The organism is Candidatus Pelagibacter communis, assembly GCF_001179985.1.
Lineage (GTDB): Bacteria > Pseudomonadota > Alphaproteobacteria > Pelagibacterales > Pelagibacteraceae > Pelagibacter > Pelagibacter ubique_J.
In genome coordinates, this window is record NZ_CVSI01000039.1 from 18,937 (window position 1) to 30,000 (window position 11,064).

Genomic DNA, 11,064 nt, shown 5'->3' on the forward strand with positions numbered 1-11,064 from the left:
TAAATGTTTACCAAGAATATTGTTTTAATATAAAGTTCTTAATAAACCATTTGCCTTTTCTATTTTTTTTCCAGATTGATTTATTTCTAAATTTTTCAAGAATTTTGTTAAATTCTTTTATTGATATATTGGTAAATTTACAAAACTTTTTGATATCTTTCTCTGGCCTCTTCGCCTTATTTCTCAAAATAATTTTTAAGGCTTTTTCCCTGCTTATTCTTTTGTTTCTAATTTCTATTGATAAATTATCAAATAATCTTGTAAAGCCAAACTTATACCATTTTAAATAATGATGTATCGATATAAAGTCATCATCTAAATCAGCGAAATTGTAATAACCGGTTTTGGCTGAGTTACTCTCTTTAAAACCAGCTTTCTTTACTTCTTTATAAACTTTTTTTGGATCCCACTTAATATAGTCGCCTAAAAATATAGAATGTATTTTTTTTTTTTGTTTAGAGAAAAAATAGTATCCATTTAAATCTTTACTTGTTAAAAATTTATCTTTCCAGATATTAGGCTTTGTATCCTTGATTATATTATGTTGCATAAAGTAATTATAATTTGGATTTTTTTTTACCTCTGAGATTTTTTTATAACCATATTCAGCAGATGGATTTTCACCCCATATTATTAGTGGAATATTAAAAGAATATGCAATTTTGTATGTAATATTAAAAATTGAAAGGTGCATGGGTATACCAATAGAACCGAATCTCTTAAGAGCTTTTAACATCATAGATGCTTCAATTTTAGGACTTATTACATAATCAATATGATCAATGCCCAGATCAATTAGATTATTTAAATTTTCTGTTCCAAGGGAGTTTCTTCCTGCAGGTTTCCAAGTAACGGCTAAAGGCTTTAAACCAAGTTTTAGTGCCGTTAAAACTTGCCAATAACTATCTTTTCCTCCTGAAACAGGCACAATACAATCATAATTTGTTTTTGAAAATTTTTTTATCTTTTTTGTAAAATTTTTAAGTAATTTGTATCTTTTATCCCAATCAACTTTGTATTTTTTTTTTAATGAACAAATACTACACAGCCCATTATCTTGTATAAATAAATTAGGCCTTGTATTCGGTAGAATACACTTTTTACACCATTTGATATTAAATTTTTTTTTCATAAAACTTTTCGATAAATATCATCGTCGATATGACTGAAAATATAAATTTACTTTCAGAATTTAAATATTTTTTTTGACTAAGTAAATTCTTAAATTCATCAAAATTTACATATTCATATATTTCAGAATTCTTGTTCAAAACATAATTAGTCAATTTTTTATTATTAAAATTAAATATTGATTTAATTGTTGCATTAAATCCTCTTTTTTTTGTGTCAAACATTACTTGTGGTTCAACATATTCTGAGCATGAGTCTCTTAATAAATTTTTTGAAAAACCATTTTTCATCAAATATTTTGTTGGTACTTTATAGAGAAACTCAACTAAATCTTTATCTAAAAAAGGACATCTATTTTCTATAGAGTAAATCATATGATTTAAATCATCTTGATCAGTCAAAATTGGGACTGTTTCGAAAAAACTTTCATTGAGCATTCTGTTTCTTAAAACATCTTTTGTAAAATTTTTTTCTTTAAAATTTGAAATAATTTTTTTTGTAGATAAACTATATAAGTCAGGATTTGTTTCAAAAATATGTTTTCTAAAGTTTTTATTTCTTAAAACATATTTCTCATTTTTTAAAAATGGATTTCTTATATTTTTTTTATATTTTTTCTTCCAAAATGAAAAATTTTTATGAAAAAATTTTTCATTTTTAATTACACTTAGATAAAACAATGTATGATCGTAATATCCCGAAAAAACTTCATCTGCCCCAATACCAGATAAATTAACTTTTATGTTATGATTTTTAATTTTTTTTGTAAGTAAAGAAGATAAAAATGAGGAGATAGTTAAAACAGGTTTAAAATGATAGCCTATTAAATCATTGAGTTTAATGAAGTTATTGTTATTTTTTTTTGATAATCTTAATTTTATATTTCTACCTTTTAAATATTTTGTTGAAAGATTTAAATTTTTTATTTCGTTGTATCTATCGTCATTATCTATAATTGAAAAAGATTTAAAATTTTTATTAAATTTTTTTTTTGCGATACCAAGAATTGTAGCTGAGTCAACGCCTCCGCTCAACATAATAGATAATGGAACATCAGAAATAAGTGTTCTTTGTACACTTTTTTCAACTAAATATTTTATTTCCTGTAAGGCATCTTTATATTTAATTTTGTAATCAGGATTATATGTAAGTTTCCAATATTTATCTTTTGATAGTTTGCCTTTAAACAATGTTATGGTTTCTGACGGTTTTAAATGCATGACATCTTTTATGAATGTCGCTTCATCTTTTTTAATAGATTTATAACCTTTAAAAAGAAAATCCGTTATTTTTCTTGAATTCAATTCCATTTTTTTATTAAAGATAATTCTTAAAGTTTTTAATTCTGAGGCAAAATAAAACTCATCTCTATAAGTAATATAATAAAATGGTTTTTCACCAAATCTATCTCTCGACAAATAAAGTTTTTTAATTTTGTCATCCCAGATAGCGATTGCCCACATGCCAATAAATTTTTTAAAACAATCCGTCTTCCATTCTGAGAAAGCTTTAATGATGACCTCTGTGTCAGACTTTGTTTTAAATTTATATCCTAATGAAATTAAATGATCTCTGATATCTTTGAAGTTATAAATTTCACCGTTAAAAACCAATGTATAATTTCTAAATTTGAATGGTTGGTGAGATCTTGGTTCTAAATCTATAATACTTAATCTGCTATGAAATAAATATAAGTTTTTTTTCCCAACCTCAAATCTTACCTTGTCTTGATTATCAGGTCCTCGATTGTACATACTATTCAAAATTTTATTAATTAAATTATTATTAATTAAATCTTTTGTTAAACAGCCTGCAATTCCACACATTAATAATCTATCATTTGATTAATTCTAAAATTTTTTTTTGATTTTTTGTCTATAAGTTTATTTATATCAGTTTTTTTAAAAGAAATAGAGCTTCTTAAAAAATTCAGATTTTTTTCTGTAAATTTGTCATTCTTTTTGATTATTTTAGATGCGTAGGGTTTTCTGCGGACTGCTTTCAAGATTCTATTCTCACCCTTTTGAATATTTTTAAATTTATTTCCTAGAATTAATTCAATTTTTCTTATTTGTTTTACTAATTCTTTTAACTCTTTATAGTCAGATGAGAGTTTGTGGTCTCTAAAATTTGAAAAATTTTTATCTAAAGTTATATGCTTTTCTATAATTCTAGCACCTAAACTTGCTGCACATAAACACGCCTCTACACCAATTGTATGATCAGAATATCCATATTCTACGCCAAAATTGTTTTTCATATTTCTGATAGATGATAAATTTACCTCTTTTTTCTCTGTTGGGTAGCATGAAACACAGTGCAAGACTGTTATATTTGACCTTCTAATTTTAGCCAATTTTCTTATCAAATTATTAATGTCGTTTGAATTTAGAAAACCAGTTGAAATAATTAATGGTTTTTTGGACTTTAATATTTTCTTATATAGTAAAGAAAAATCGTTGTCAGATGAAGCCACTTTAATTGCATCAGAATTTTTAATCAAAAAACTAGCACTTTCTAAATCTAGGGCTGAAGAAATAAATAAAAGTTTTTTTTGATTTGCATAAGATTTTAATTTTCTAAATTGACTGAAGCTAAATTCAAATTTTTTAAATTTTTTAAAATTTTTTTTATCATTAATTAAAATAAATTTTTCAGTTTTATATGTTTGAAATTTTACAGCATCAACTCCAGCTTTTGCTGCCATGTTGATTAATTTTTTTGCTGTCTTAAAACATCCTTCATGATTATTTCCTATTTCACCAACGATCAATATTTTTTTTTTTGTGTCAAAGTTTTTAATTTTCATAAAAATTTTGTTGCCTCCAAAAATTTTTGTACCATTCTATATATTTAGTATAACCTTGTTCAATTTGAAATGAGGGCTTAAATTTAAGGAGATCTTTTGATTTTTCATTAAGTAATGTGCCTCTTTTAGGCATTAGTTTATCACGGTCGGTATATATTATTTTAGTTGAAGGAAAATTTTTTATTAAAATATCAGCTAATTCATTTATTTTTCTTCCTCTACCATATGTGATATTAAATATTTGGTTTATAGAATTTTTATTTGTACAACAAAGGCTTATACCTTGGACAAGATCCTCTATATAAGTAAAGTCTAGTTTCTCCTCACCATCTCCACTTATATTAATATCAAAATTTTGAATAGCATTTTCAATAAATATTTGACCAACTCTCCTGCTAACGCATCGTTCACCATATAATGCAGATGGTCTTATTATAGTATATGGCATTCCAAAAACCTGATTAAAGGATTTAATCATAAGTTCTCCAGCAAGTTTTAGATTTCCATAAATACCTATTGGTTCACAAATTGAATTTTCATCTACTTGGTCTTGTTTAAAATTTCCATAAACCATACTAGATGACAAATAAATTACATGTATATTTCCATCTTTCACATTATCTAAAGTTGATTCCAAAGTTCTTAAACTATTATCAAATGTATGATGTGGATCCTTATTTGACTTTGCTGCATGTGAAACAGCAGCTAAATGGATTACAATATTAGGTTTAATTTTTTTAAAAATTTTTTTCATTTGACTACTTTCTTTTGAGTCAAACACTAGTAATTCAATCCCATTTTCTTTCAAAAGTTCAATTCTATTATTTAAAATAGAAACATAAAGTTTTTTGTTTTTTATATCTTTATCAGTAAAAGCTAAAAGATTATTTACACTCAAGCTATCTACAATTGTTACTTTATGACCATCTTTCTTTAATTTGATAGCTAAATTGTGGCCAATAAAACCACAACCTCCAACAAGCAGAATGTTTTTAAGTTTCATTTATTGTTTGTCTAATCGAATTACAAATAAAATCAATTTCTTTATTTTTCAATTTTGGATAAACTGGAAGTGAAATTACTTGTTTAGAAAATAGATTTGCTGATTTAAAATTTTTATCTGATAGTTTATATTTTTTTTTATAATAGGACATTTTATTGATTGGTTTAAGGTATTGAATACTGAAACCAATACCTAATTCTTTAAATTTTTTTATTAATTTATTTCTGTTTTTGAGTAAAATTTGAAACACATAGAATGAATTAGATTTGTCAAATTTAATAAGGGTTACTTTTTTATTTCCTTCAAGATTTTTGTAATATCTTTTTGCTATTTCCTTTCTCCTTTTAAGATTTTTATCATAATATTTAATTTGATTTATTCCTAGGGCAGCCTGAAAGTCCGTTAATCTGTAATTTAAGCCTAAATTTTTAACATCATAATCACCTGGTATTTTTCTATTTTTAATATCTTTATCAATACCAAAAGCTTTTAATTGTTTAAGTTTTTTGTAAATATTTTTATTATTAGTTGTAACTGCTCCTCCTTCACCTGTTGTAATTTGCTTTGTCGGATAAAAAGAAAAATTTCCAGTAAATCCAAAATTACCGACATGAATATTTTTGAAAGTTGAACCTAGACCATGTGCACAATCTTCTATAAGTATGATCTTTTTTTGTTTACAAAATCTAATTATTCTTTTTAGGTCACATGGTAATCCAGCCATATGCACTAAAATTATTCCCTTAGTTTTTGAAGTAATATTTTTTTTTATATTTTCTAAATCCAAATTTCCAGTTTTAAGATCTATGTCAGCTATAACAGTTTTTGCGCCAGTGTGCTCTACAGCGTGTGCAGTAGCAACATGTGTCATTGCAGGAACTATAACTTCATCTCCCTTTTTGAAACCTGCAACAATACATGATAAATGAAGGCCTGCAGTACAACTAGATACTGTGATACAATATTTTGAACCAGTATATTTACAAAACTCTTTCTCAAATTCATCTGTAAAAATTCCATGAGTTAACCATCCACTTTTTAATACTTGATTTACCTTTTTTAAATCTTTACCGTAAATTTCTTTTCTAGAATATTCTACTTTCATAAATATTTAATTTTAATCTCTTTATTAGACCTCAAAGATTTATCTGCATAAAAGCAAATAGACATTAGATCAAATTGCTCTTTTAAAGTTAAAATAGGATTTATACTTGTATCTTTAATTTGATCAATGAAATTTTGTATTAGCTTTTTTCTATTTGATTTATCTGGATAACTTCCTTTTAATTTAGTTATATTTTTTTTCTTATTTAGAATAAAACTGTTGTTTAAGTTATGAATAATTGTCTGGTTTTTTTCAAAAATCTTGAGTTCGTGAAAATGATTATAATTTCCTGCTAAATTTGAAGTAGTCTTTACTATTATATTTCCAGGAAATTTAAAAATATTGATCACAAAACTTTTTTTTTTAAATTTAGTATTTTTAGTTATAATATTATTGCCGTATGAAATTACAGAAACAGGTTTTTTTTCTAAGATCCATATTACTAGATCTATCAAATGAATTCCAGCACCTAGATTAGCAGAATAATTTTTGATGCTTGATCTCCAACCGAAAAGTTTTTCTCTTCTTCCCCAAATATAATCAGCCTCTAAATAAAAAATTTTATTTTTATTTACAATTTTTTTTACATTCTTAAATAAATCGTTTACTCTTAAAACTAAATTTGAAAGAAATTTGATATTTCTTTTTCTTTTTAATAATTGATAAATTTTTTTTAATTCTTTATGATTTAAACAAAATGGTTTTTCAACTATTATATGTTTATTATTTTTTATACATTTTAAAATTTGTTCGTAATGATAATTGTCGTAACTCGCTATCGAAACTAATTTTATACTTTCATCTTTAAAAATTTTATTTTCATTTTTCACTATCTCTATTTTGGGAAATTTTTTTTTTAAATATTGTGCCCTCTTGTTATCTCTCTCACAAATTATTTTAACTTTTACTGATTTATAGCCATTTATTGCCTCTAAGTGCTTTAAACCTATTCCCGAACCTATTATTGCAGCATTAAACATTATTATTTAAATATATCTTTATTCTTTTTAAGTCGATTTTTTTATCAAGTGTAAGATCTAAATTGTATTTTTTTTTATTAAAATTTTCCAAATTTTTTATCTTAAATTTTGCTGAATTTTTATAAAAATATTTAGTCACGTGTTCTTTTTCATTTTCAGTCATAAATTTCATATTTTTTGATATAATTTCTCTTTTAATAATTTCAAAAGACATGCCTTTTGGAAATGTTTTTGGGAAAACATTAGTGATAATATCATAATTCCTATATTTTTTTTTTTTAAAAATTTCTATTAATTTATCAAGAATTTTTACATCAATAACAGGACTATCTCCAGACACTCTTACAAAATATTTTTCTTTAAGTTTTAAGGCTGTCTCATAAAGTCTTTCAGATACATTTTTAAGATTACCTCTATAAATTTTTATTTTTTTCTTTTTCAAGAGCCGCACAAGTCTGTCATCACTACTTTTATCAGATGTAGCTACAATTAAATTGTTCTTAAATTTTGACTTTTTCAACCTGTCTAAAACATGAACAATTATAGGTTTATTTTCTAACTTATATAAAACTTTTTTCGGAAATCTTTGAGAGTTTGTTCGCGCTTGGATTATAATTAACACTAACCTCTCACAATTTTTTTATCTAGGTTATATTTACCTCTACAATCAATAATAAACCTAGAATACTTTTTTATAAAATTGTAATTAAATTTATCATGGTCTGTAGCTAAAATTACAATATCAGTTTTTTTTAAAATTTGTGAACTTAATTTAACTGAATTTTTATTTTTATTTTGTGTAAATTCACACGATGATATAAATGGATCAGAATAATTAACAAACTTAAATTTTTTGTCCAGCAAATAATCAATTAATCTTACTGGAGCTGACGCTCTGATGTCATCAAGATTTTTTTTATAAGCAATTCCTAAGATAAGTATTTTAATATTTGATTTATTTTTTTTAATTTTTTTAGTACGTGAAACAATTTTACTATAAATAAATTTTGTTACATCTAGATTTATTTTTGCTGATAATTTAATAAATTCTGGGTTAAAGCCTTTTTCAACAGATTTCCAATACAAATATTGTGGATCTATTGGTATACAATGGCCACCAACTCCTGGTCCTGGATCAAATCTAGAAAACCCGTAGGGTTTAGTATTTGAAAGGGATAAAATTTCAAAAATATCTAAATTAAATCTATCTGCTATAAATTTCATCTCGTTAATAAAGCCAATATTTACTGATCTATAAATGTTTTCTAAAAGTTTTGAAAATTCTGCATGTTCAAGTGATCTTGCTTTAACTATATGATTAAACAAATTTTTATAAAATTTTACACAAAGATTTAGACATTTATGACTGTATCCACTCACCACTTTAGGAATTTTATCAATCTTTTTATCATTAATTCCAGGATTAATTCTCTCTGATGAAAAGCCAACAAAAAAGTCTTTTCCAAGATTAAATTTTGAATTCAATTTCTCACAAATTTTTTCTCTTGTAGTACCTGGATAAGAAGTTGATTCTAAAATTAATAATTGACCCTTTCTTAGTTTGGGGGCTATCAAATTTATTGAGGAAACAATATGAGATAAGTCCGGCCGATTTTTTTTTAAAGGTGTTGGTAAACAAATTATTAAAATATCACATTCTGATATATTCGAAAATCTTTTAAAGAATTTTGTTTTTTTTGAAAAAACATTTAAGGAATTGGACGGGATGTTGGTAAAATACGATTTTCTTTTGTTCAACATTTTAAATCTATGGCTATCTCTTTCATAACCAAAGACTCTAAAATTTTTTTTTGCTGCAAGAATTGCTAAAGGCAATCCAACATACCCCATCCCTATAACTCCAACAGCAATTTTTTTTGATTTTAATCTTGATTTAAAATTATCGTAGAAATTCATAAATTATTGTTATTTTTATATTAAATGAATATTTTTGGTAGTATAATTTGATAATTTTTGAAAAATAATAAAAGTTTCAGATATTATAATTTTAAAAAGTTAGCATGAAAATAATAGTTATTATACCTGCTCGTTTTAACTCTAAACGATTACCTGGTAAGCCTCTTAAAGAGATCAATGGTGTTCCAATGATTTTAAAAACTTATTTTCAATGTAATAAAGTTTTTAAAAAAGAACAAATTATTATAGCTACTGATAATTTAAAAATAAAAAGATTGTGTTTAAAAAATAATATTAATGTTTTAATGACTTCGAAGAAATGTCTGACTGGAACAGATCGAATTGCAGAAGTGGCAAGTAAAATAATCGCAGATGTATATATTAATGTTCAGGGAGATGAGCCTTTTTTTAATCCAATAGATTTAAAAAAATTACTAAAGAATGTTTTAAAAGATCCATCAAAAATTTATAATGGATATACAAAAATAGAAAAAATTGAAATGTTCAAAAGTTCTTCTGTTCCAAAAGTTGTGTTCGATAGTAATGAAAACTTACTTTACATGAGTAGAGGAGAAATTCCTTCAAATAAAAAACACAAATTTAAATTAGGTTGGAGACAAGTTTGTGCTTACGCCTTTCCAAGAAAAGATTTAATCAAATTTTATAAATATAAAAGAAAAACACCTTTAGAAAAAGTGGAAGATATAGAAATTTTAAGATTTCTTGAAATGGGAAAAAATATAAAAATGATTAAAATGTCAAATAAATCTATGTCTATAGATACAAAAAAAGATTTGAAGAAAGCTAATTCAATATTTTTTAAAATTAAATAAATTTGTTATTTTTGAAAAAATTCTTAAAAAATGGTTTTTTTTTCCCCAAAAATATACAGGTTTAACATCTGGAATTTTCGCTTCATAAATTTCATCTGGTAAATCGTAACTATAAATACCTTTTTTGTAATACATGTGAACAAATAAGTTTGTTATCTCAATATCCCCCCATCTATATTTATATTGGCCACCAAAATCATTAACACTTTTGATATATTTTTTATACTTTTCAGATTTAAAAATTTTGAGATTAAATAGATCTAAATTTCCAACTGAATAAGTCAAATCTGTTAGTAGATCATCGTCCTCAAATTTGAGAATATCTCTGAGCTTACGGTTTTTGACGTCTACTTTTTCTTTATCAACATAAGATTTAATAAACTTTAAAAGTTTCTCTCTAGTTTTTGATAAATTTTTATCTTTATAAATACCACTAACAGCTGTAGCTAATGGAAATTCATTGAGTTTATCAAAAAGATCAAACTCTATTTTTTCCTTAAACCAAGAGTCATCGTCTATTATCATCAAATAATCGTATTTTGCTAAGTATTTATTTTCACATTTCCACTCACCAAACAATGACATATTAGATTTAAAATAAATCATATGAAGATATCCAAGTCTTCTTTTATCGAATTTTTTTTTAACATATCGATTATATTTTCGATTATAAAATAATTCCTCATCTTTAATGCCAGATGGTATTTTGGGAATAATTTTAATTAATTTTAAGTTTGAATATTTAGTTTCGTAAAAACTAATATCTTTTTTTGAGTAAACATCGTCAATATCATAAATAAAGACAGGATAATTGTATTTGTTATTCCAATTATTATAAAAAAGATCCAAAGTTTTAGGTAATATTTCTCTTCTACCTGAAATCATTAATACAGCTGCATTATGTTTCATATCTTTTTTAAAATATTGTGCTCATTTAAATCGTAAAATTTTGGCAAGGCGAGAATTTCCCCTCGAAAATAATCTTTCAATGTAACTTTTGGAAAATAAGATAAATTAGGTTCTATCATATACAAGTCATAATTTTCAAACTCAAAAAATTCCAAAATTTCATTTTTAGCATTATTCAAATCTTCTGGTTTATTAAAATATTCGGTTTCAAATTCAAAAATTATTATTGGTTTATTTTTTTGAATTATTTTTTTTGAAGATAGTAAAATTTGTAATTCAGTCCCTTGAGTATCAATTTTCATGATATCAATTTTTAAATTTTTGTTTTCAAAAAATTTATCAATGCTTAAGCACTTAACATTAATTTTTTCATGATT

At 24.3% G+C, this 11,064-nt stretch carries 11 protein-coding genes (1 of these 11 only partly in view); 1 reads left to right on the forward strand and 10 read right to left on the reverse strand.

Annotation, left to right across the window (positions count from 1 at the left end; translation table 11 throughout):
- Nucleotides 1-7 precede the first annotated feature (7 nt).
- The 8 genes from AMN80_RS01945 to AMN80_RS01980 are packed head-to-tail and all read right to left on the reverse strand — an operon-like array spanning nucleotide 8 to nucleotide 8,945.
- Entirely contained in the window at nucleotides 8-1,132 is a 1,125-nt protein-coding gene (locus AMN80_RS01945) for an N-acetyl sugar amidotransferase (protein ID WP_082256537.1), read from the reverse strand.
- On the reverse strand, nucleotides 1,116-2,957 hold the full coding sequence (asnB, locus tag AMN80_RS01950; RefSeq protein ID WP_075520332.1) for an asparagine synthase (glutamine-hydrolyzing): 1,842 nt from the start codon (nucleotides 2,955-2,957) through the stop codon (nucleotides 1,116-1,118). The genes AMN80_RS01945 and asnB overlap by 17 nt, the downstream gene beginning before the upstream one ends.
- Nucleotides 2,957-3,940, reverse strand: coding sequence for an N-acetylneuraminate synthase family protein (locus AMN80_RS01955; protein WP_075520333.1), 984 nt, complete (start codon nucleotides 3,938-3,940; stop codon nucleotides 2,957-2,959). The genes asnB and AMN80_RS01955 overlap by 1 nt, the downstream gene beginning before the upstream one ends.
- A complete protein-coding gene (locus AMN80_RS01960) occupies nucleotides 3,930-4,943 on the reverse strand; it encodes an NAD-dependent epimerase/dehydratase family protein (protein WP_075520334.1) in 1,014 nt (337 codons plus the stop codon). The genes AMN80_RS01955 and AMN80_RS01960 overlap by 11 nt, the downstream gene beginning before the upstream one ends.
- Entirely contained in the window at nucleotides 4,933-6,048 is a 1,116-nt protein-coding gene (locus tag AMN80_RS01965) for a DegT/DnrJ/EryC1/StrS family aminotransferase (protein WP_075520335.1), read from the reverse strand. The genes AMN80_RS01960 and AMN80_RS01965 overlap by 11 nt, the downstream gene beginning before the upstream one ends.
- Entirely contained in the window at nucleotides 6,045-7,028 is a 984-nt protein-coding gene (locus tag AMN80_RS01970; RefSeq protein WP_075520336.1) for a Gfo/Idh/MocA family protein, read from the reverse strand. Before AMN80_RS01970 ends, AMN80_RS01965 begins: the two co-directional genes overlap by 4 nt.
- On the reverse strand, nucleotides 7,021-7,650 hold the full coding sequence (locus AMN80_RS01975; RefSeq protein ID WP_075520337.1) for a cytidylyltransferase domain-containing protein: 630 nt from the start codon (nucleotides 7,648-7,650) through the stop codon (nucleotides 7,021-7,023). Before AMN80_RS01975 ends, AMN80_RS01970 begins: the two co-directional genes overlap by 8 nt.
- Nucleotides 7,650-8,945, reverse strand: coding sequence for a nucleotide sugar dehydrogenase (locus AMN80_RS01980; protein ID WP_075520338.1), 1,296 nt, complete (start codon nucleotides 8,943-8,945; stop codon nucleotides 7,650-7,652). Before AMN80_RS01980 ends, AMN80_RS01975 begins: the two co-directional genes overlap by 1 nt.
- Before the next feature lie 104 nt (nucleotides 8,946-9,049).
- Between AMN80_RS01980 and AMN80_RS01985 the strand changes: the two genes are divergently transcribed.
- Nucleotides 9,050-9,778 carry a 3-deoxy-manno-octulosonate cytidylyltransferase gene (locus AMN80_RS01985; RefSeq protein ID WP_075520339.1) on the forward strand — a complete coding sequence of 243 codons (729 nt, stop codon included), beginning with the start codon at nucleotides 9,050-9,052 and terminating at the stop codon, nucleotides 9,776-9,778.
- On the opposite strand, the gene AMN80_RS01990 is transcribed toward AMN80_RS01985, so the two are convergent.
- Together AMN80_RS01990 and AMN80_RS01995 are read right to left on the reverse strand one after the other, a co-directional pair.
- The gene (locus tag AMN80_RS01990; RefSeq protein ID WP_075520340.1) at nucleotides 9,755-10,687 is read right to left on the reverse strand and encodes a hypothetical protein; all 933 of its coding nucleotides are present in this window, start codon (nucleotides 10,685-10,687) and stop codon (nucleotides 9,755-9,757) included. The two genes, AMN80_RS01985 and AMN80_RS01990, sit on opposite strands and share 24 nt — an antisense overlap.
- On the reverse strand, nucleotides 10,684-11,064 hold the end of the coding sequence (locus AMN80_RS01995) for an FkbM family methyltransferase (RefSeq protein WP_075520341.1). It continues 594 nt past the right edge of the window; 381 of the gene's 975 nt are visible here — the last part of the coding sequence; its start codon lies beyond the right edge, outside the window — the gene reads right to left on this strand; its stop codon occupies nucleotides 10,684-10,686. Before AMN80_RS01995 ends, AMN80_RS01990 begins: the two co-directional genes overlap by 4 nt.